Genomic DNA, 23,018 nt, shown 5'->3' on the forward strand with positions numbered 1-23,018 from the left:
TCTGGATACGGGGCCTTTCTTATTTTTACAACGCTAAAATAAACGACACCGGCAACGGTACACCAGCCGTTACTGCCAAGCCACGCTAAAAGGCAATTAACTGCGGTATCGGCATCATTACCCGCGTAATACATTAAACGGCTCACTGCCATACACTTTATCTTCTATTCCGGCTTTTAGTTCGTCGGCGGCTGTCCGTAACAGATAAATCTGGCCTTTCAGCGCACTTACCAGAGAATCATCATGGATTTCTTTCAAATTTATCGTTGTACTTAATAATCCGCCGACAATTCCCGCATGGGCAGCCGCCACGCCGGTCACCAAATCGCTTACTACCAGTCGGTCTACCCTCGCGAGAATGGTTTTGCCGATTTCCATTACTTCCAGGCAAGCCCGCGCTGTTTCCAGCGGTACTTCAGCCGCCTGACGCAGGGCCTTCTGCATAGCCACTTCGCGCGCCTGTTTGGCTTCAGGCGTCGATTCGGGCAGGCCGGCAGCAGCCAACAGCCCACGCAGCGCCAAGGCATCTCTGTCAATTAAAAGAGTCAACTCAATGTGCAGCCGGGCCAAATCGGCCTTTTTGGCTGTTAAGACCTCATCATTCGCAGAAGGTTTTTGGTTTTTTAGCGAATAGTTGACCGACATCTCCAGCAACGCAGCTGCCATCAACCCCTGCAGCGCCGCTGTGCTTCCGCCGCCTGGCGGTACATCGTCAGAAGCCAGTTTAGCGGCAAATTCGTTAATACTTAAGGAACTAAACATATTACCTCCAAATTAATAAGGCTTAATTGCCCCGATTGCGGCCTCAGTCTCGCGCACCAGTTCACCGCTTATAATCAGTTGATAACCAGCCTCTACTCAATACTGATAATAAACTGATAGTGCGGTTGCCCCCCAAAATATACTTCTACTTCCGCATGGGTAAACTGTTGCCGAAGTCCGGTAGCTAAAACTTCAGCCTCTTTACTGCTAAGCCCGGCGCCGTAATACATGCTGATTATTTCTGTCTCGGGTCCAATTAGCTGCCTGACCAGCGCCTCAAGCGCCCCAGCCGGATTATCAGCCCAGACGGCCACACTGCCGTCAATAATGCCGATATATGCACCTTGCGGCACAGTCAAGCCGCAAACCTGCGAGTCCCGCACAGCAACAGTCAGACAGCCGGATTTAACCGCCGCCTGCGCCGCGGTCATCCGCGCAACATTACTGTCAATATCGTCATTGGGATCAAAAGCCAGTACTGCCGCCAGACCTTGCGGCACATTAACAGTAGGCACAATGGCTACCCTGTCGCCTAACAGTTTTTTGGCCTGGGCGGCAGCCAGCATGATATTCTTGTTATTAGGCAAAATAATGTATTTTTCAGCTGAACCGTTATGCACGGCAGCCACAAACTCTTCAACCGGCGGGTTCATTGTCTGTCCGCCTGAAATAACAATACCGGCGCCCATTTGGCGCATTATATTGATAAGGCCGTCCCCTGATACTACACTAATTACTGCCAAACCCGCCTTCGCGGGAACGGAAACGGCCTCATCTTTGGACATATCTGCGGCCGGGGCCAGTTCAACTGTTTTCCGGTGCTGATCAGCCATATTGTCAATTTTAATATCATGCAATGTCCCCCAGGCAATGGCTGATTCCAGCACGGCACCGGGATGGGCAGTATGAATATGGACTTTTAACACGCTTTCACCTGGTGCAACTACCAGCGAGTCCCCCATTTGCTCAAGCTGGCGCTTTACTTCGTCCAGACCGGCGGTAAACTGCTTAACAACAAATTCAGTACAATACGGATGAGAAATACTCATCTCAGCCGCCGGCCCAGTCACGGTAAGCGTGCGCTCAAAATCGGCTTCCGGTCCGTTAAACCGGCCTTCCAGTCCTTCAAGACACCCGGTTAAGAAGGCAATAAGCCCCTGACCGCCGGCGTCAACCACACCGGCAGCTTTAAGAGTCGGCAATAGTTCAGGCGTACGCTTAAGCTCTTCCCGCCCCGCACCAATCGCTTCGCGCAAAATATCGGCAAACGGGGCCTTGTCCCGCACCGCCCGGCGCGTTCCCTTGGCAATACCTTTAGCTACCGTTAAAATGGTACCTTCAACCGGTCGGGCCACTGCCCGGTAAGCATACAGCACACCATACTGGAAGGCCTTGCCGACCTCAGCCGAAGTCGCCGTGTCTTTGCCGGACAGCCCGCGGGCAATGCCCCGAAAGAGTTGTGATAAAATAACCCCTGAGTTACCCCGCGCGCCCATGATGGCGCTGTCAGCCGCCCGGCGGGAAAGCGAGCCGATTCCTTCGGCCGGCGCTTCAGCCACAGCTTTAGCCACCGCACCCAGTGTTAGCAGCATGTTGGTGCCGGTATCACCGTCCGGCACAGGAAAGACATTCAAACCATTGATATATTCATGTTCGCGTATAAAGGCGCCGTACGCTCCGGCAATCATGCGGCGGAAATCCTTTCCGTCAATTACATCAACACTTTGCTGCATAAACTTACCCTCCTTTACCGGCAACATTATGACTTACTTTGAAAGATCAGCCCCAAAACTCCCGGCCCCAAATGAGCGCTCAATACCGGCCCGATGACTGAGAGCGACACAGGTACACCCGGATAGCGCTGACATACAGTATGATACATTTCACCGGCAATACCCGGAGCTTCGCCGTGCAAGACACCGATATACTCCAAACTGCCGCACTTATCAAGTTCTTCCAGCATACGCGCAATAGCTCTCGGTCTTGTACGCACCTTATCGAGCACTTGCACTTTACCTTCATTAAGTTTAAGTATAGGCTTAAGCTGCAGAATGGAGCCAACAAGCGCCGCCGCTCCGCCAATTCTGCCGCCTTTATACAGATATTCGAGCGAGTCGGGAATAAAGAGGGTGCGGGTGGCATTGGCCATAAGCTGCAAACGCTCGGCAATGGTGCTGGCTGTCTGACCTTCGGCCGCCATGTTCAGGGCGGCCTCAGCCAATTTTACCATGCCAATGGCGGTAGTGCCCGAATCAACCACATAAATCTCCCGCCCCTTACATTCTTTGGCCGCTACCCTGGCACCGTTCGCTGTACCGCTCACGCCGCCTGATAATGTAATCATAATAATTGGCTGATCGCCGGCTGCTAGCGCAAAGACACGGGCAAAGTCACCTGTCGCCGGTTGGGAAGTACGGGGATGCACCCCTTTTTCCTTGGCCGACCTAAATAGCTCGGCATTGGTTAGATCAGGCTCATTCCACTCTGTTTCGCCTAAAATAACTTTTAGCGGCACAACATGGAGGTTGGGATGGGCTGCCAGCAATTCCGGCGCCACACCGGCCGTACTGTCAAGCGCTATATGTATATTAAGCAACTTGCGTAAACTCCTCTCCTAATACTTAAACTATATTTTACCAAATAATTTAGCGCAAATACACTAAAATATTGCCGGGATGAGTTGACAAAAATCGTAACTCGGCGGCATAATCTTATTTCTACTGACAGGAAATAGGATATCAGACGGCGAAATAAAGGATTATATAATTTTTCCATAAACAAATCTAAGTAAGGAGTAAATATGGACGACAACCAATCACTCCTCTTCGCCTTAGACATTGGCACACGCAGCGTTGTCGGCTTAGTCGGCCAGGCTGAAGGCGGCTGTATAAAGTTATTGGCGTCAGACCGGGAAGAACACCATACCCGTGCTATGCTGGACGGGCAAATTCACGATGTGCAGGAAGTAGCCGGCGTGCTGGCCTCAGTCAAGGCGCGTCTTGAAAAAGCAACCGGTCCGCTGACCAAAGTGGCAGTGGCCGCTGCCGGCCGGGCACTGTGCACACTCCGGACGACAGCTGAGCTTGATACCGTTTCCCGCGGTGCACTGTCGCCGGAAGACGAGCGCTCGCTTGAACTGGCCGCCATTCAAGCAGCCCAGGCAGAACTTGCTACATCAGGTGCGGTACCTGACCCGGCAGACTACTACTGCGTAGGCTATAGTGTGGTCCATTTCACCCTAGACGGGACCCGTATCAAAAGTTTGATCGGCCAACGCGGCAAACGCTCAGAAATTGAAGTTATCGCCACCTTTTTGCCGCGACAGGTTATTGATTCCCTGCAATCAGCCCTTCAGGCCGTAGGACTGGAAATGGCGACACTAACCCTCGAGCCGATCGCTGCCATTAATGTGCTCATCCCGCCCACCATGCGCCACCTCAACCTGGTGCTGGTCGATGTCGGCGCAGGAACGTCCGACGTTGCCATCACCAGCGGCGGCTCAGTCATTGGCTATGGCATGGTGCCGTTTGCCGGCGATGAGATTACCGAAGCCATATCCCAGCATTTTTTGCTGGATTTCAATGTTGCCGAGACTGTCAAACGCCAGCTTGGCGGTAAAAATAAAAAAGTCGCGTTTACCGATGTTTTAGGCATGGACCACAAGCTGCCAGTCAAGGACATCATCAGGGCTATGACCCCCAAAGTAGTTGAATTAGCCCAGGCCATTGCCGCTGAAATATTAGCGCTTAACACTGCGCCGCCCCAGGCCGTACTACTGGTAGGCGGCGGCGCACTAACACCGCTTTTGCCTGAGGCATTAGCCCAAGCGCTGGACATTCCTGCTGCCCGCGTAGCCATCCGCCGGCCCGATTCGCTTGAAGGCATTACCGGCATACCCGCCTCACTGTGCACCCCTGACGCCGTTACCCCGCTGGGCATATTAAAACTGGCCGGCGGCCACTCCTTAAACTTTATCAATATTTTAGTAGACGGGCGGCCTATACGCTTGTTTAATTTAAGCCGTTTGACTGTTGCTGACGCCCTCCTGGCCGCCGGTATCGACATCCGGGCACTCCGCGGACGCCCCGGCATGGGACTGACCGTCACGGTAAACAACCAAACAAAATTTATTGCCGGCAGTCACGGTACGCCGGGCCAAGTACTGCTTAACGGCCAACCAGCCAAGCTCAGCGACTCTCTTAATGACCAGGATGTCATCGCAGTAACGCTGGGCACTGATGGAACAGCGCCGACGCCGCTCCTCAAGGATATAGTTACTGAACCGGAACCGCTGGATATTAAAGTGAATGGCCACGACTATCAGCTACAACGGCCAATACTTGTCAACGGCGTGCCTAAGACCGGCGACACTGTCTTACGGGACCGTGACCAAGTTGACTTTAGTTTGACAGTTACGCTGGGGCAAGCGCTTGAGCAGTTGGGACTTACTCCTGAGCCTGCTGAGTATGTTTATCAGATCAACGGTGCTGAGCGTTCCTATAAAGTATGGCCAAAATACACTATTAATAATAGTGCGGCAACAGCCGACAGCCTGCTCATGCCTGGCGATGCTGTTGAAATACTTAAGTTGCCGCCCCCCACTTTGGAAGAAATCCTAGGGATTAGCGGCAGCAACGCGAACTCTTCAGTCACGGTATTATTCAATGGCGTTAGCTGCACCGTACCCGTCAACCGTCACACCATCCTGGTAAACGGGCATCCGGCCGAAGCCGCTGAGCCGGCTCTTCCCGGCAGCGTCATTGAACTAAGTAGTGCTCCCAACCGGCAGCCGATAATCAGTGATGTGCTGCTGGCGGCCAACTTCGATCCCCGCAGCCTGCCGGCCGCCGGCAAAATTACTGTACTCTTAAATGGCTTGCCGACTGAATACACCGCCATTGTTAAAAATGGCGACAGCGTGGACATCCATATCCAAGAACTCTAAAATCACACAGAACTGTGACTTATGTCACAGTTCTTTTATATTTAATCCCCTATAATGAACTTGAAACTAAAAATTATAAGGGGGAGTAAACAATGAGCATGTTTTGCTACCAATGTGAACAAACAGCCGGTGGCTCCGGCTGCACCAAAATCGGCGTCTGCGGTAAGAACGAGGATATCGCCAGCCTTCAGGACACTCTGATTTTCGGTCTGAAAGGCATTGCCGCCTATGCCCACCATGCCCGCGAACTGGGCGCCCGTGACGAACAGGTGGACGCTTTCATGCATGACGCCCTATTCTTTACCCTGACTAATGTAAACTTCAACCTTGATAAACATATAGAAATGGTCCTTAAATGCGGCGAAATCAACCTCAAGGTCATGGAGCTATTAGACAAAGCCCATGTCGACCACTTTGGCTCACCGGTACCTACCGAAGTATTCACCGGCTTCAAATCCGGCTACGGCATCCTGGTTACCGGCCACGATCTGTTAGACCTGGAAGAACTGTTAAAACAGACCGAAGGCACAGGCGTCAATGTCTACACCCATGGCGAAATGCTGCCGGCGCACGCCTATCCTGAGCTCAAAAAATACAAACACCTGGTAGGCAACTATGGCACTGCCTGGCAAAACCAGCGTAAAGAGTTCGAACAGTTCCCCGGCGCCATCCTGGTAACTACCAACTGTGTCATGCCGCTAACGCCTAACGAGTCTTACGGCGACCGCATCTTTACCCGCAGCGTCACCGGCCTGCAGGGAGGCAACCATATTGCTGACCGCGATTTCTCGGCAGTCATTGCTAAAGCCAAATCGCTGCCCGTACTGCCTGACAAAGCCGGCGCTTACACATTGACTACCGGTTTTCATCATAATGCCATCCTTGGCTTGGCCGACAAAATTGTCGATGCTGTCAAAGCCGGCAAAATTAAACGGTTCTTCCTCATTGGCGGTTGCGACGGCGCTAAACCTGGCCGCAACTACTATACCGAACTGGCGGAAAAAGTGCCAAAAGATTGCGTAATTCTCACCGTAGCCTGTGGCAAATACCGCTTTAACCACCTCGACTTCGGCGATATTGACGGCATTCCGCGCCTTATTGACCTTGGTCAATGTAACAACGCGTACTCAGGCATCCAAGTGGCCGTTGCCTTAGCTAAAGTATTCAACTGTGGCGTAAACGATCTGCCCCTCTCCTTCATACTGTCCTGGTTTGAGCAAAAAGCAGTAGCCATCCTGCTCACCCTGCTCCACTTAGGTGTTAAGAACATCCGCCTCGGCCCATCGGCGCCGGCTTTCGTATCACCGGCAGTATTCAAGGTTCTCAATGAGAAATTCGGCCTCCGGCCGATCACTACCCCGGACGAAGATTTAAAAGCCATCTTAGGTTAGAAAAGACGATATAAATAAAGATTGCCATGCTGCGCCCGCAATGACCGGTTTTGTCACTGGGGAGCGCCAGCATGGCAATCCAGCTTTTTTCACTAAAATACGGCGCATTGGTTGCGACCTTGCCGTTTAGCGCGATATAGCGCGCTATCAGCCTCATGAAAAGCGTCCTCGGAGTCTTCACTCGGATCTTTTCGCGATACACCAATGCTAATGGTAATTTTCACCCGTTCACCTTTATGGAAAAAATCGCAATTGGCAACCTGATACCTAAGCCGTTCCGCTATTTTCATCCCAAGTTCCAAGGATGCACCTGGCAAGACAATAGCAAACTCTTCGCCGCCATACCGGAATGCCATATCCTTACTACGGATGCCTAATTTGATAATATTAGCAACTGTTGTCAATACATGATCGCCAAACAGATGGCCATATGTATCATTAAGTTTTTTAAAATGGTCGATATCAACCACCAGCAGTACATACTGTGATAAATTTCCCGTTTTTTCCAAATAGGACCGGTGGTTTAGCAGACCGGTCAGCTCATCGGTATGGGCCATTTCGTAATGGCGGGCGTTTTCCTGCATAAGTTCAGCGATTTTTCCTTCATGCTTTAACTGATTGGCGATAACATTATGCATATAGACAGCAGTAAATGACAAAACAGCAAATGCTATGACATTGTATATTATCTCCAACAAAAGCGGCACAGTGACTACGTCCGGCCGGAAAGTATTGGCAGCTACATAAACAACCATCACAGCCATTGCCATGCGCCTCGCCCGGTCACCGCCCACCTTCAGCACCATTCTCATTAATAACAGGTGGTATAAGACATTGCTATACACGGCTCCTGTTACCGTGAGTCCGGCACAAAGCGCCAAGTTGACCGCAAGTTCGGCCAGTTTGGGTTTAGTTCGCCGTATGCACAACATAAGATTATAGGCAATATACACTACAGATAAACCGATAATTAGCCCCCGCTGCGGGGTCGGGACCCATATCTCAGCCACTATGGTAAATGATGCCGAGATAATGCTTATTCGCCTAATTATAATCTGAACATAAAAAGCGTGGTCGTTCCACACCCTGCCGGATTGTAACCGTTTTGTCGCGTTCATCCATCTAAACTCCTTTACACTTCAGGAGTATAACAATGTATTCTGGTATTATATTATCGTACTTTTCTGGAAAAAAGTAAAGACATTTGATTGTGAAAGCAGCAAAATTCCTCCGCAAGTTCTGCTAATATTCAACAATATTTGTCATAAAAATAAATCCCCATGCAGCTTTTGTACATAGGGATTATGCCTGTTATTAAATAGGGATTATGCCTGTTATTTAAATAGGAATTATGCCTTATTCATGTTTTTGTTTACGATAATACTCGGCTACTCTGGCGAAAGCATTGCCGCTGGCGGCAATTGTCGCACCAATATCAGTGTGCGTATGAGCACTTGACATAAATGCAGCTTCAAACTGAGACGGAGCCAGGTAAACCCCTTGTTCAAGCATTGCGTGGAAGAAGGTATTGAAGGCGCCCACATCGGAACGTTTGGCGCTGTTATAATCGTAAACCGGCTTGTCAGTAAAGAATATGCCAAACATTGAACCAACCTGATGAAATTGGAAGTTGAAACCAAAAGCTAAAGCCTGGGCCTGGACACCGGCACACAGCGCAGTTGTCATGGATGTCAGTTTTTCATAAAAATCAGGATTTTGCGCTATTAACCGCAAAGTCGCAAGCCCTGCCGTCATAGCCAACGGATTGCCGCTCAGCGTGCCAGCCTGATACACCGGTCCGGCCGGGGCGATATGTTCCATAATATCCCGCCGTCCGCCATACGCGCCGACCGGCAAACCGCCGCCGATTACTTTGCCCAGACAGGTAAGATCAGGTGTAATGTCATAAAGTTCCTGAGCACCGCCATAAGCTACGCGGAAACCGGACATCACCTCATCAAAAATTAAGAGCGCGCCATACTTTTCGGTAAGAGCCCGGACCTGTTCAAGATACCCCGGGCGTGGCAGGATAAGCCCCATATTGCCAGGTACCGGCTCAATAATTACCGCCGCTATGTCTTGGCCGTGCCGCTCAAAGACTGTGGTTAAAGCCTGAGCATCATTATACTCTACGGTAATGGTATTGCCCGCTATTGTATCCGGAACTCCCGGGCTGTCAGGCACGCCCAAGGTTGTCGCCCCTGAGCCGGCTTTGACCAGCAGACTGTCATGGTGACCATGATAGCAACCGGCAAACTTGACGATCTTGTTGCGTTGGGTATAAGCGCGGGCCAGGCGAAGAACGCTCATAGTGGCTTCAGTGCCTGAATTAACAAAACGAACAAGCTCCATGGAAGGTACTGCTTCGGTAATCAAGCGCGCCAATTCGGTTTCTAACAGTGTCGGTGCACCATAACTGGTACCGCGTTGAAGGGCGTCGCTGAGTTCGGCAATAACTTCCGGGTGGGCGTGGCCTAAAATCATCGGTCCCCATGAGCCGACATAGTCAATATATTTATTGCCGTCAATGTCAAAAATGTGGCTGCCGGCAGCTTTGGCGATAAAGGGCGGTGTGCCGCCGACGCCCCGGAACGAGCGCACCGGACTATTGACTCCGCCTGGTATGTACCGTTTCGCCTCAGCAAAAGCGGTGGCTGACTTATCTAATTTAAATGCCATGCTATAATCCCCTTCCCCTTCTTATAACCACTTTACGGCGTCAAGCGCGTGATAGGTGATAATAATATCGGCCCCGGCGCGTTTCATGCTGGTCAACGTCTCCATCACTACCCGCGGCTCATCAATCAGCCCCTGCGCAGCGGCGGCCTTGACCATAGCATATTCACCACTTACATTATAGACAGCTACCGGTAACAAGAATTCGTCTTTAACTTGGCGGACAATATCAAGATAAGCCAGCGCCGGCTTAACGATAACAATGTCAGCCCCTTCCTCAACATCAAGCGCAACTTCTTTAAGCGCCTCGCGGGCGTTAGCCGGATCCATCTGATAAGCCCGGCGGTCGCCAAACTGCGGCGCTGAATGAGCGGCGTCGCGAAAAGGTCCGTAGTAGGCGGAGGCATACTTGGCGGCATAGGACATAATACTGATATTACTAAACCCTGTCCGGTCCAGCATGTCGCGGATGGCCGCCACCCTGCCGTCCATCATGTCCGACGGAGCGACCATATCGGCTCCGGCTTTGGCATGACTCAGCGCCACCTCGGCTAAAAGCGGCAACGATGCATCATTGTCAACCCCGCTGCCTTTAAGCAGGCCGCAATGGCCGTGGCTGGTATACTGGCACAGGCAGACGTCACTAATTACCACAAGGTTAGGCAGCGCTTTTTTTATAGCAGCAATGGCCTGCTGCACCGGACTCTTCATATCCCAGGCACTGCTGCCCTGTTCGTCCTTGTAATCAGGCAAGCCAAACACCAGTACGGCAGGAATACCGGCAGCTTCAACCTCCCGTGCCGCCTCAACCGCCATATCGGTTGACAAATGGTAGTTACCTGGCAGTGAAGAGATTTCTTTTTTTACATGGGCACCAGGTACGACGAACAAAGGATAAACCAGATTGGCGGCAGTAACCGCCGTCTCCCGCACCATGGTGCGGATGCCGGCAGAGGCTCTAAGCCGCCGTGGCCGGTAGACTAAGGACATGTTTATTCCTCCCTGTCATATAAAGCTGTAATTGCTTCGATTAAGCCTTTGATGGTATATTCCTCGGCAATTACATCAGGCTTAATGCCATGATCCGAGCAAGTTTCGGCCGTAATCGGCCCGATACAGGCTACCTTGGCTTTGGCAACAAGTTGAGCACCGTTTTCCCCCAGCAGATTTAGAAGGTTACTGACAGTCGACGAGCTGGTAAAGGTAACAAGGTCAATAGCTCCCTCAGACAGTTTGGCGGCCAGTTCCTGTCTGTCAATATCGCCTGTTACCGTACGGTACGCCGGAACAACGTCAACAACAGCGCCCATTTCGGTTAATTTTTCCGGCAAAATATCGCGGGCTACCAAAGCACGCGGAATAAGCACCTTCATACCGGAAGTTATATATGGTCCAAGTACCTCAACGATGCCTTCGGCTCTAAATTCAACCGGAACAATATCAGCAATGATGCCGTGATTTTTCAGCCGGGCGGCGGTCGGTACGCCAATGGCGGCAATTTTGGCGGAGATGGCTCGGGTATCAAGCCCGACGGCAGCTAAACGGCCAAAGAAATGGTCAACACCGTTAACACTGGTGAATATCAGCCACTGGTATTCTTTTAACTTGGCAATGGCCGCATCGATAAGTGTGTAGCTTTCCGGCGGCACAATTTTAATAGACGGGGCCTCAATACAGTGAGCCCCCAGCTTGGACAGGCCGTCAATGAGCGCACTGGCCTGTTCACGGGCCCGGGTAACCAGGATTTTCTTACCGAATAGAGGCTTGGTGTCAAACCAGGCCAGCTTATCCCGTAATGTGACAACATGACCGACGATGAAGATAGCCGGCGGCTTCAAACCTTTGGCCGCCACGTCCTGCGCCGCTTGGCCGACGGTAGTGACCAATACTTGCTGTTCAGGCTTGGTGCCCCAGCGGATGACAGCGGCCGGAGTATCGGCCGGACGGCCGTGCTCGATCAACTTGCCGGTTATGTATGGCAAGTTCTCAACCCCCATCAAAAATACCAGCGTATCGACGGCTGTGGCCAGCTTATCCCATTTAATAGTAGATTCAGCTTTGGCGGGGTCCTCATGCCCGGTAATAACAGCAAATGAAGCGGCAATACCCCGGTGAGTAACCGGAATACCGGCATAGGCCGGTACTGAGATCGCCGAAGTAATGCCTGGCACTACCTCAAACGGAATATTATTTTCAACAAGTTTAAGCGCTTCTTCACCGCCGCGCCCAAATACAAACGGGTCGCCGCCTTTGAGACGGACAACAATTTTGTTTTCCTGGGCTTTGTCGACAAGCAGCTGGTTAATGTCCTCCTGGCGCATCGTATGCTCGCTTGAGGCTTTGCCGACATAGATAAGTTCAACATCTGTCCGGGCGTGACGCAAAAGGCGATCATCAGCCAGCCGGTCATACACAATGATATCTGCCTGGCTTATACATGTTATGGCTTTTGCGCTAATTAATCCGTAATCACCAGGACCGGCGCCGACTAAGTAGACCATTCCTGTTCCCATACTAATCCTCCTGTGTAAAAAGCTTTGCCAATATTTCACGCCCGCCATGATCCAGCATGCGTCCCGCCAGCGTGTGCCCTAATGCGACAGCCTGGGCCGGATCGCCCTGAATGCTGTCACGAACAGCTTTCTGACCGTCAGGCGACATGATGACAGCAGTCATCTTTAACTGACCGTCCTCGGTGTCAATCTGGGCATACACGCCGATAGGTATCTGGCAACCGCCTTCAACTTCAGCCAAAAACGACCGCTCGGCCAAGGTAGCCCGGTAGGTAGGCTCATGGTTCAAAAACGCCAGCATGCTTAGGGTCTCGGCATCATTGGCCCGGGCCTCAATGGCGAGTGCCCCCTGACCGACAGCCGGTAAACAGATGGCCTGAGGCAATATCTGAGTAATATGTTTATCCCATCCCAGTCGCTTCAGTCCGGCCGTAGCCAGCATAATGGCATCCAAGTTTTCTGTTGTCAGCTTTTTCAGCCTGGTATCAAGATTACCGCGTAAATCAACAATCGTAAGGTCGGGGCGCGCATGTAACAGCTGCGCTCTGCGCCTGAGGCTGGAAGTTCCTACGCGGGCGCCGGCCGGCAGTTTATCAAGTGTTTTGTACTGCGGACTGATCAAAGCATCACCGGGATCAACCCGCTCAGTCACTGCCGCCAGTATCAGGCCGTCCGGCAATTCGGCGGGCATATCCTTTAAGCTATGTACCGCCAAGTCAATTTCACCGCTCAGCATGGCCACTTCCAACTCTTTTGTAAACAGGCCCTTGCCGCCGATTTTAGCCAAGGGCACATCAAGAATTTTATCCCCTGTAGTAACCATATTTTTAAGTTCTATTGCCACAGAGGGGTAGTGCCGCCTGAGACATGCGGCCACATGATCGGCCTGCCACAAGGCCAGTTTACTGCCGCGCGTACCGATGACAAGTTTTTGCTTCACAATCTTTTTCCTCTCTTAATTGGTCTTCCCGCGTCATTTCCAGAGTAATATCAAGCTTAAACAGCTTGCGAATGGCATCTTGATAAAAATACTCTTTGTCAGTTCCAGCCGCTTCATTCAGCCTGACAATAGGATCGCGCAGCAATTTTCGCACAATCATTTTCGACATATTTTCAAGGATCCGGCGCTCATCAGCAGTGATTTCCGGCAGCTTGGCCAGCGCCCGCTTGACTTCCCGCCGGCGGATGCGCTCAGCTTTGTCTGTCAGGCGCGCCAAAGTCGGCCGGTAAGACAGATAGCGGAACCGCTCGACAATACCGGCCATTTCTTCGTCAATCAGCTTCTCGGCTACTTTGGCCTCTTGTTCCCGCTCGCGCAAATTGGACTCAACAACAGCTTCTAAATCGTCAATATTATAAAGCGTTACGCCGGCAATAGCTCCGACTTCAGGTTCAATATCACGCGGTACGGCAATATCAATGAAAAAGATGGGACGCCCCTGCCGCTTGGGCATTAAATGGGCAACATCCCAGGCACGGATAATGTAATGAGGCGCGCCGGTCGAGGTAATGACGATATCAGCGTCAACCGCCGATTTCATAAAATCTTCAAACGGCACAGCCACACCCCGGAACTTGTTTGCCAGGGCAAGCGCCCGGTCATAGTTACGGTTGGAGACAAACACGGTTTTAACACCGCTGGCTACCAGGTGGCGGGCGGTAAGCTCACTCATCTCGCCGGCCCCCAGCACGAGCACGTTTGACGCCGACAAATCGCCCAAAACTTTTTTGGCCAGTTCAACAGCCGCATAACTTACCGACACGGCATTATAGGCAATGCGTGTGTGAGTCCGCACCTTTTTTCCGACAGCAATGGCACGGTTAAATAACGTGTTAAGCACGGTGCTCGTCGTGCCGGCCGTACGGGCTATGGCATAGGCTGTCTTTACCTGACTGAGAATCTGCCCTTCGCCCAGTACCAGTGAATCAAGGCTGGCACTTACTCTAAACAAGTGGCGGATACATTCTTCTTCCTGAAAATAAAACAAGTAGTCATAGCTGGTCTCGGCCAGCACACCGGGTGCCATATGGTCGAGAAACTCCTGCATTACCGTCAGGGCATCATCAGCATCTTCAACAACAGCGTACATCTCGGTCCGGTTACAGGTGGACAAAATAACACATTCCCGTATATCGTCATATTCGTGGAGGCGCTTATAAGCTGCGTTAATCTGCTCTTCCGAAAAAGAAAAACATTCCCGGACTTCCACCGGGGCCGTTCTATGATTCAGACCCAGCACAACAAGCTGCATGTCGTATTCTCTCCTCTGCTTCGGTAAATTTGCCGTTTTTGAGCAAATTAAGCACATCAGGGTCAATGGTTTCCCGCCAAAAGCCTTCCCGCTCTCGGGCAGTAGCCAAGCGGTTCTTCATGTCGGCCCGCACTTTAGCGACAAGCGCCAGATACTCGCCGTATTCCGGCCCGTAGCGTGCGGCAATATCTTCTTTAAGTCTTCGGGCCAAGGCCGGGCTGCCACCGCCGGTCGCTACCGTGATAAGCAAATCGCCGCGCGTAATTTGGGCCGGCACATGGAAATCGGACAATTCGGGCGAATCGGCAAGATTAACAAGCGCCCCGGCTGACCTGGCTTCAGCCGCCGCCTGGCGATTGACCTCGGCTTGATCAGTGGCGCATATCACGATAAAGAAATTATGTAAATCACCTGGCTGATAAGCCCGTGGTGTCCAGTGCAAACGTCCATCCTTGTACACCCTGCTGAGCCCCGGTGTCAGCATCGGGCTAAACACATGCACCCGGGCTCCGGCTGCCAGCATTGTCCGTACTTTACGCTCAGCCACCGCCCCGCCGCCGACCACCGCGCAGCGCCGTCCGGCCAGTTTGAGGTTGATTGGGTACAATTCCATAAAAATTCACGTCCTGGAATGAGTTATTATACCACAAACATCTTAACATATTTCGCGGCCAAATGGTAATTTTCCTTTTTATTGCAGATAAAATAATATAAGACCAGGTTGAAAACCTGGCCCATAACCCATAAATAGAAAATTCTCTCTTGCCTCAATCGGCTTTAGGGCCAGGGGGTAATGGTTTGCTTGGTATACCAAAATAGGCTTCCAGCACCCGGCGGACTACCGGTGCAGCCGCCATTGAGCCTTCGCCCCCATCTTCGACAAGTGCGGCTACGGCAATCTCCGGGTTTTCGGCAGGAGCATAACAAGCAAACCACGAGTGAGTAGTGCCGCGCCCTGTTTCGGCCGAGCCTGACTTACCGGCCACCGTTTTCGGGAAGCCCTTAAATACCGTCGCCCCCGTACCCCGTGTAGTAACAGCGATCATACCATTACGAACGGTTCCCCACACCTCGGGCCGGAGATAAATTGTCCTTAACACCTCCGGCTGGTATTTCTCGATAAGACTGCCTTCAGACGTCACCACTTTATCAACCAGCATAGGCTTGTAAACGATGCCGCCGTTAGCCACTGCCATAACCAGCATAGCCTGCTGCAGCGGAGTCACCAGGTAGTAACCCTGGCCAATGGCGGCGATCAGCGTTTCACCGGGATACCACTCTTCACCGTAGGTGGCCAGTTTCCATTCAGTTGACGGTACAATGCCTGTTGCTTCGCCGGCCAGCTTAATGCCTGTTGCCTGCCCCAAGCCGAAAGTCAGCGCATAGGCTGCCAGATTGTCGGCCCCCAGGCGGCGGCCAAGTTCATAAAACACCGGATCGCTTGACCATGCCAGGCCATCAACGATTGTCAATTTGCCCAGACCTTTAGTTTCCCAGCCGTAAAAGCTCCAGCCGTTTAAAACATATACTCCCCGGTCGTCAAATATTTCTTGCGGTGTAGTTACATTCATTTCAAGCGCCGCAGAAGCTGTGACAATTTTAAATACTGATCCGGGCGGATAGGCATTTTGAATGGCGCGGTTATTTAAGGGATTGTCCGGGTTGTTAATGAGCTGATTCCAGTCCTGGCTGGTAATACCGCTTGCGAAAATATTGGGGTCAAAGGCTGGGTTGCTAACCATAGCCAATACACCGCCGTTTTTGACATCAAGCACAACAACTGCACCGCCCTTGGCCGGCTCACCGATTTTACGGCTGGCATCAACTTGGTAGGCCAACGCTTCCTCTGCCGCTTTCTGTAAATTGGCGTCAAGTGTCAGGACAAGGCCCCGGCCGGGAATAGCCGGACGGTCCCCTAACGGACGCACTTCTTCGCCGACAGCATTGACTTCAAGTTGCCGGCCGCCGTCTATACCACGCAAGACATCCTCCCACTCACGCTCCAGACCATCTTTGCCCACCAGATCGTTAGGATGATAGCCTTTACTTTTACGCAAGGCATACTCCTCTTCACTGATATTGCCGACATACCCCAAAATGTGCGCAGCCAACTGATTGTAGACATAATGTCGAACAGGAATGGCTTCAATGATCACCCCTGGCAGATAATCTTGACGTTCTTCAATTTTGGCTATGGTGGCAGCGTCAACATCCCGCTTGATACGGACAGGTGTATAGGGAAAATCCTCACTGTCTTTCAACAGTTTTTCAATTTCCTGAGCCGGTATACCGGTAATATTGGCCAACAGTGGTGTGGCTTCACCGGGATTGGTGTAATCATTCGGGATTATGGATACGGCAAAACTCGGCCGATTGCTTACTATTACCGCACCGTTTTTGTCGTACATTGTACCGCGCGGCGCTTGGGCGATAATTTGCCTGATCCGGTTCTGGTCGGCGATTTTTTTATATTGAGTCCCCTGGAACAGTTGCATCCATACCAGTCGCAGGATGAGTGCCAAGATGACACTAACCACAATGACGGCTAATATTTGTATGCGGCGGCTTTTTTCGTCCCACATAGGCTGGCCTCTTTTCCTGAATAACAAATTTACTAATTTAGTATCCCAAACTATATGAAATCCAATAAAGATTTTTTTCTAGGCGTGTTGTTAGTAACGCTCCACCGCTGGCGCTTGACTTACGCTTATACTAACAACACGCCTGTACATCTTTATTGGATACTATATAGAAAAAAAATAGCCTGTCCTTCCACCAAAAGCAGAAAGACAGACTATAAAATCTTACTCATTATTCACTGACATAGTCCTTGCCAATAATGACTTTTACTAGATTCGCTCTACTGTCGTCTTTGTTTACTTGCAAAACATAGTTGAACGGCAGCCCGGTTAATTTAGCGCTTGCTTCACTACTATTGGCGATGACCACCGTATTTTTGTTGGCGGCGCTCATGCCGGCGATACTGATAACAGTATAACCCTGACTGCGAAGCGTTGCCGCCATTTTGTCCCCGGCCTCAGGAACACCGCTGGCATTGACGATCTCAACCTTAAGCTTGCTTACAGGCTCCGGCGGTTTGGGTTCGGAAGTCTTAGGAGTTTCCGCAGGTTTAGGTTTTTCGGGGGCTTTAGGATCGGTTACAGCAGCCGGCTTATCTGTTGCTGCCGGTTTTTTAGGCACGTCAACAATTTTCATTTCTTGGGGAATAGACCGCTCATACTGCGTAGCCAGCGTACGCGCCGCTGAGACAAATTTATCATTGACCGTCATACCCTGGGTCAAAGCCACATAATTTCTCAGCGCGGTTATATCAGGCAGCCAATAGCTGATATCGGAAATATATGCCGGTTTTCCGGGAACAGTCTCAACTTTCAACCCAGCCTTGGCAGCATCATTGAGCAGTTTCGCCAAGTTAAGCATCTCGGCGGTTGTCATATCAGTTTTAACCGCCGAATTAACCTCCCGGATGATACCAGGTAGCCGTGGCAGGATAAACGGACTGGTAACTTCTTTAAGCATGGCTTTAATAAACTGTTGCTGGCGTTTAATCCGGCCAATATCGCCTTCTTCGTCACGGTAACGCACATATTGGATGGCTGTCCGGCCGTCCAGTTTTTGTACGCCTGGCTTCAGGTCGATCAGCAGATTGTCATACGGGTCTTCATAGTACATGCGTTTTTCAACATCAATCGTCACGCCGCCCACGGCATCGACAATTTTGTTAAACGCAGCAAAATTTATAATGGCGTAATAATCCATAGGAATGCCCAGCAAATCCTCAACCGCGCGCTGTGATAGACTGTGACCGCCCTCAGCATAAGCATGATTGATTTTATCCCAGCCATGACCGGGAATTTTCACCCTGGTATCACGGGGTATTGACAGGAGTGATACCTGTTTGGTCGAGGTATCAACGGTAACCACAAACATAGTATCTGACCGGCCCACATCATCACTGCGCTCGTCAACACCCAGAACCAGAATGTTGACTTTATGGGGCAACCCTGTTGCATCAGCAGCGGCTCGCCGTGCTTTTTGAAATGTGCCGCCGGTTGCCCAGTAATAGGTGGCGCCTGCCACAGTAATAAATAACAGCAGGCACATTAGTATAAGTAAAAACCGATTTCGCCGGGTTTTGCGCTGGTCAGCAAACCGTTTTTCCAGGCGTGATGTCATACACAATCACCCTTTCTTCGTCTTTTTACTACATAATCTGGTAAGATACAACAAGACAAGCCCCCAGTCGCCGGGGGCTTGTCTTGAAGTATAGCAAATTTCCACACTAACGGTCAAGAATTTTTTTTATCCGATAAGAAAGTTTAAGCTCATTCCTTCCACTGTTACCGTAGTTTTTTCCATAACGCTGTCCTCCTGCCTGTCGATTATAGTTTGTCTGTTACTGCTTTAATCTTGCCGGCCATAGTAAGTTCTTTGTCCCGCCGGTCGTCAATCTTGATACTGGTTGATACCCGCTGCGCCCCGGCAGCAAACGGTGTCTCGTGCATTTGGCGGATAACCTCCATAATGCGTTCAAGATTACCTTCGATAATTGTTGACATAGGCGTCAACTGATATTTTAGGTCTTTAGCCTGCGCAAGTACTTTATGGCAACCGGCTACATACTGGCTAACGCTCGGCGAGCCGGTTCCCAACGGCGCGATGGTGACTTCAACAATAGCCATGTAATCCCCTCCTGTTTCCAGTAATTGTGTTTTTAAAAGTATACATTCGCGCTTTTACAAAAAAAACCTGCCGCATGCAAGCGGCAGTAACAATAAATATCCAACAGCGTTAAAAATTTATTGGCCCCTAGGGAACTTTTGGTCAATAGTTGCCCAGATCTCCGGCTGTTCCTGACCAAGCCGCCAGATGGCAATCCCGGCCGGATTGTATTTCGCTACTATGTCCAGTTTAGCAGCCGTGCTTTTATTATTTTCAAACCATACTTCATGATCTTTATATTTAAACCACGGAGCTTGCGCTTTGTCATCATAGTTTATTTTAGCGCCATTTTGCTCAGCCCGGACGATAGCGTCAGCATATGTGATTGTTTCGCCTTCTTTACCTACCCAATCATAACCGTAAGCGCCAACGCCTATGATGACCTTATGCGGGCCGCCGCTCTGTTCAATGGCATATTTTATATTTTTCTCATACCAGTCAATAGGTGCAATTGGACCAGGCTCAGAAGTAGCCCAATGCTTGTCATAAGTCATTATTTGCAGAAAGTCGCTGTTTTTCGCCAACTGGGGATAGTCATAAGCGCCAGACACGTCCTCAGCAACATCAACTTGAGGAAATACTGATATAATGACAAGCTTGTTAATGGCTTTCATTTTAGGATACAGTTCAGCCATAAACGCTGTCAAATTATCTTTGTGTTTAGGCGGCAAGAGTTCAAAGTCAATGTTGATCCCGTCATACCCCTTCTCTTGCACCAGTTTGACAATACTGTCAGTCACTTTGCTGCGCACGCCAGGGTCACCGAGAACGGCATCAGTAGCGCCGGTCTTGTTGGTGACCAGCGGGTACATCTTGAGGCCAAGCTGCCGGGCGGTATCATATACCAGCTGGCTGTCCCTGGCTTCAAGGGTACCGTCTTTGGTTGCTTTGTACCAGAAAGGCCCGACGGCCGACATACTCTTGGCATGAGCTTTCATACTGGGGAAAGAACCTGTTTGGTCAGGCGTGCCAGGCCAGGGATTTTCGTAGTAACCAATAACCATGCGCGGCGGCATGACAACATTGCCGGGGGCACCGGGCGCTGCCTTTTGCCCGGCCGGATCACCGGGCAGCGGCTTGGGAGCGGGACTTTTGCTGCAGCCGCCGGCGGCTAATGCGGCAATAACAAACAACATGAGTACAACACTTGCAATGACTTTGTAGCGAATAGTTACGCGCAAAACTGTCACCCTTTCCGTTTACTATTAATTGAATTCAATCAACCTTAGTATTGGCCGGCTGACAGTTCTTATGCCTGGAAATCAAACGTTTCCTTGCTGGTTGTTTAAGTTTAATTTTGTAATTTATAGCGTTTATAGCGCCGAATTCATCGACCGCCTACCAGCCGGATGACATTGGCCAGACCTGACGCTTTCGCATTGGCATCATTTTGTACAAGCCGGATAAATTCGCTTGATTCGGCCATAGCCCGCACTTGACCTTCTTCAGCCTGAATACTGGCGACTGACAGGCATATCTGAGCCAAAGCGTCAGCCGGTAAGTGCTCAAGGCTGCCAAAGTCAAACAAAAACCGGCGGTGTCCGGTAAACAGACAATCTTCAATATCAGTGGCCAAGTGCTCGGCCTGCGCCGCATCCATACCGCTTTTGACAATAATATGAATGAATTTACCATGCTTATCTTCAAGTACATATGAGGGCGTTTCCCGGAGCGCCGGACCTACCGGAAACGCCGGAGCCGGACCGGTTTCCCCGGCCTGCAAGCGCTCGGCCATCATGAGCCGCTGTTCCAGAGAAAGGTCTGTTTCCATAACAGTCTTTATTACTTTAACAACCTTATCATAGGTAACCGGCTTAATAATAAAATGGCTGGCCCCGCTCCTAATAGCCTGCAGTATTTTTTCCTTATCGTCAAAAGCGCTGATCACGATGATCCTTGCCCCTGGATCGGCAGCTACAATGCGCCGCATTGCTTCCATCCCGTCCATATCAGGCATGGCCAAATCCATAGTGACCAAGTCCGGCTTACACTTAAGATACAATTCGCAAGCAATGGCGCCATTGTCGGCTTCAGCTGCCACATCATGTCCGGCTTGTTGCAAAATGCCGGCCATGCTGCGACGCATAATAAGCGAATCATCAACAATTAAAATTTTTGCCATTTACCCTCCGCCTTTGTTTATCCGCGCCCGGCCCACTTAACCTGATACATTTCCCGGTCAGCTTGAGCCAACAGTTCTTCGGCGCGCATTTTTCCGTCCCGCCGGGGTATATACTCACAAATACCGATACTTGCCGATAATACGTACGGTTTACTTTGCATCCGGCTATATTGGGCAAGACGGGTTAAAATGTCTTCCCGTATTCTCTCAGCGGCTACCGCACTGCAGCCGCGTAAAACCACCAAAAACTCATCGCCGCCTAAACGGCAGATTATATCAGATTTACGGATTGTTTCTTTAATCGTGTCTGCCAATAGGACGATAGCGGCATCGCCCTCCTGATGACCATAAGTATCATTAATATTTTTTAGTCCGTTCATGTCGGTGTAACACACACATAGCGGCTGGTTACTCTTACCTGATTCATGCAAGATGTGGCGAAACGCTTCCAGACCGGCCCGTCTGTTTAAAACCCCGGTAAGCGAATCGGTGTTGGCATAGGACTTAAGCTCTTCTTCCCGCTGGTGGCGGTCGGTGATATCAAAAGCGATTTGATACACTCCGTCACACTTGCCGTCCTCATCCACAATCCGCCGGATGTTAACAGCCAGAATACGCTGCTCTCCGCTCTTAGTCCGAATTGAAATGTACAAGTTATCCCGGTCCTCGCCATTGATTACGTCGGCCACCTGCCGCTCAACATACCGGCGGTAATTGTCATCAGGGTACAGCCATGCCATTGTTTGACTGTTTCCGGCCGCCTCCTCCTGTAAATAGCCACTAATGGCTTCAGCACCTTGATTCCATACGACAAACTGCCCGTCACAGTTTTGTACAGTAATCCAAACATTAGCATTTTCGATAATCATTTCATACATTTGGCTTAACTGATACACCCGGCGCTCAATTTGCCGCCTGGCAGTAATATCCCGCACGAAAACGGCTGCCCCGGTTATTACATTTTCCTGCTTGATCGGGTGCAGGAATACGTCAAAGAAACGTTGCTTACCTTCTTCTTCCATTACATGCTGCTCGACAATGCGCTCACCGTTCAGAGCACGGGTATATAAACCCCGCCATTGACCGGAAAGGTGAGGATGAACGATCTCCAGCACACTGCTGCCAAGTACCAAATCTACCTGATAGGTTTGCCGGTAGGTATTCCGAAAATTATCATTAATTACCGTTAACCGATAGTTGCTGTCTATTGCCCAGATAAAGTCATTAGGATTGTTAATTAAACCGTCAAGCTTGGCCTGGCAGGACTGAAGTTCGACCGTCAACTGTTGTTCAGCTTCAATATCTGCTAAAGTAATCAGGGTTACTCCGGAAAAACCGGGTAACGATACCGGCCGGCACGAAACTTTCAACTGTCTCTTGTTCAAAATCCCCGGAGGAAAGATTACCGTTTTTTCTTCGCCATCCTGTTGACACGCCGCAGCCTGCTCTTCCAGCCAGCCTTGCCGTTCGGCAATCCAACTTTTCCATTGCCCGGCAGCCTGATTGGTATATATCACTTGACAGTTGCTCATTACCACGATTCCCTCGGCGGCCCCGGAAAATAAACCTGCCAAAAAATTTTTAATACATAAATCATCGTTACTATTAGCCACT

General features: G+C 50.6%; 18 protein-coding genes. 2 read left to right on the forward strand and 16 right to left on the reverse strand.

Annotated features, from left to right (window positions below; all coding sequences use genetic code 11):
• Positions 1-117: 117 nt before the first annotated feature.
• The 3 genes from SCACP_RS19315 to SCACP_RS19325 form a co-directional block, all read right to left on the reverse strand.
• Positions 118-762 (reverse strand): cyclodeaminase/cyclohydrolase family protein, encoded by a 645-nt coding sequence (locus SCACP_RS19315; RefSeq protein ID WP_425059115.1) that lies wholly within the window; start codon positions 760-762, stop codon positions 118-120.
• Between the two features lie 92 nt (positions 763-854).
• The gene (locus tag SCACP_RS19320) at positions 855-2,495 is read right to left on the reverse strand and encodes a DAK2 domain-containing protein (protein ID WP_425059116.1); all 1,641 of its coding nucleotides are present in this window, start codon (positions 2,493-2,495) and stop codon (positions 855-857) included.
• 26 nt (positions 2,496-2,521) lie between these two features.
• Positions 2,522-3,358 carry a DegV family protein gene (locus SCACP_RS19325; protein ID WP_425059117.1) on the reverse strand — a complete coding sequence of 279 codons (837 nt, stop codon included), beginning with the start codon at positions 3,356-3,358 and terminating at the stop codon, positions 2,522-2,524.
• A 204-nt stretch (positions 3,359-3,562) separates the two neighbouring features.
• Here SCACP_RS19325 and SCACP_RS19330 point away from each other — a divergent pair, with 204 nt between their 5' ends.
• Together SCACP_RS19330 and hcp are read left to right on the forward strand one after the other, a co-directional pair.
• On the forward strand, positions 3,563-5,707 hold the full coding sequence (locus SCACP_RS19330; protein WP_425059118.1) for a cell division protein FtsA: 2,145 nt from the start codon (positions 3,563-3,565) through the stop codon (positions 5,705-5,707).
• A 92-nt stretch (positions 5,708-5,799) separates the two neighbouring features.
• Positions 5,800-7,098, forward strand: coding sequence for a hydroxylamine reductase (gene hcp / locus SCACP_RS19335; RefSeq protein ID WP_425059119.1), 1,299 nt, complete (start codon positions 5,800-5,802; stop codon positions 7,096-7,098).
• A 92-nt stretch (positions 7,099-7,190) separates the two neighbouring features.
• Here the strand turns inward: hcp and SCACP_RS19340 are convergent, their stop codons facing one another.
• The 13 genes from SCACP_RS19340 to SCACP_RS19400 form a co-directional block, all read right to left on the reverse strand.
• The gene (locus tag SCACP_RS19340; protein WP_425059120.1) at positions 7,191-8,216 is read right to left on the reverse strand and encodes a GGDEF domain-containing protein; all 1,026 of its coding nucleotides are present in this window, start codon (positions 8,214-8,216) and stop codon (positions 7,191-7,193) included.
• Between the two features lie 238 nt (positions 8,217-8,454).
• Positions 8,455-9,777: a glutamate-1-semialdehyde 2,1-aminomutase gene (gene hemL / locus SCACP_RS19345; protein WP_425059121.1), complete on the reverse strand. Its 1,323-nt coding sequence runs from the start codon at positions 9,775-9,777 to the stop codon at positions 8,455-8,457.
• Positions 9,778-9,798: 21 nt separating this feature from the next.
• Positions 9,799-10,764 (reverse strand): porphobilinogen synthase, encoded by a 966-nt coding sequence (gene hemB, locus SCACP_RS19350; protein WP_425059122.1) that lies wholly within the window; start codon positions 10,762-10,764, stop codon positions 9,799-9,801.
• A gap of 2 nt (positions 10,765-10,766) precedes the next feature.
• Positions 10,767-12,287, reverse strand: a complete 1,521-nt coding sequence (gene cobA / locus SCACP_RS19355) for a uroporphyrinogen-III C-methyltransferase (protein ID WP_425059123.1) — start codon at positions 12,285-12,287, stop codon at positions 10,767-10,769.
• 1 nt (position 12,288) lies between these two features.
• Positions 12,289-13,227, reverse strand: a complete 939-nt coding sequence (hemC, locus tag SCACP_RS19360) for a hydroxymethylbilane synthase (RefSeq protein ID WP_425059124.1) — start codon at positions 13,225-13,227, stop codon at positions 12,289-12,291.
• Entirely contained in the window at positions 13,190-14,539 is a 1,350-nt protein-coding gene (gene hemA, locus SCACP_RS19365; protein WP_425059125.1) for a glutamyl-tRNA reductase, read from the reverse strand. The genes hemC and hemA overlap by 38 nt, the downstream gene beginning before the upstream one ends.
• The gene (locus SCACP_RS19370) at positions 14,508-15,152 is read right to left on the reverse strand and encodes a precorrin-2 dehydrogenase/sirohydrochlorin ferrochelatase family protein (RefSeq protein ID WP_425059126.1); all 645 of its coding nucleotides are present in this window, start codon (positions 15,150-15,152) and stop codon (positions 14,508-14,510) included. The genes hemA and SCACP_RS19370 overlap by 32 nt, the downstream gene beginning before the upstream one ends.
• Before the next feature lie 154 nt (positions 15,153-15,306).
• Positions 15,307-17,121: a penicillin-binding protein 2 gene (mrdA, locus tag SCACP_RS19375; RefSeq protein ID WP_425059127.1), complete on the reverse strand. Its 1,815-nt coding sequence runs from the start codon at positions 17,119-17,121 to the stop codon at positions 15,307-15,309.
• 229 nt (positions 17,122-17,350) lie between these two features.
• Positions 17,351-18,736 (reverse strand): LCP family protein, encoded by a 1,386-nt coding sequence (locus SCACP_RS19380; protein WP_425059128.1) that lies wholly within the window; start codon positions 18,734-18,736, stop codon positions 17,351-17,353.
• Positions 18,737-18,942: 206 nt separating this feature from the next.
• Complete coding sequence (locus SCACP_RS19385; protein WP_425059129.1) at positions 18,943-19,242, reverse strand: MTH1187 family thiamine-binding protein; 300 nt, start codon at positions 19,240-19,242, stop codon at positions 18,943-18,945.
• A 117-nt stretch (positions 19,243-19,359) separates the two neighbouring features.
• On the reverse strand, positions 19,360-20,463 hold the full coding sequence (locus SCACP_RS19390; protein WP_425059130.1) for a glycosyl hydrolase family 18 protein: 1,104 nt from the start codon (positions 20,461-20,463) through the stop codon (positions 19,360-19,362).
• A 146-nt stretch (positions 20,464-20,609) separates the two neighbouring features.
• A complete protein-coding gene (locus SCACP_RS19395; RefSeq protein ID WP_425059131.1) occupies positions 20,610-21,404 on the reverse strand; it encodes a response regulator in 795 nt (264 codons plus the stop codon).
• 17 nt (positions 21,405-21,421) lie between these two features.
• On the reverse strand, positions 21,422-23,017 hold the full coding sequence (locus tag SCACP_RS19400; RefSeq protein WP_425059132.1) for a sensor domain-containing diguanylate cyclase: 1,596 nt from the start codon (positions 23,015-23,017) through the stop codon (positions 21,422-21,424).
• Position 23,018: the final 1 nt, after the last annotated feature.

The organism is Sporomusaceae bacterium ACPt (genome assembly GCA_041428575.1).
Taxonomy (GTDB): Bacteria; Bacillota; Negativicutes; order Sporomusales; family Sporomusaceae; genus Sporomusa_D; species Sporomusa_D carbonis.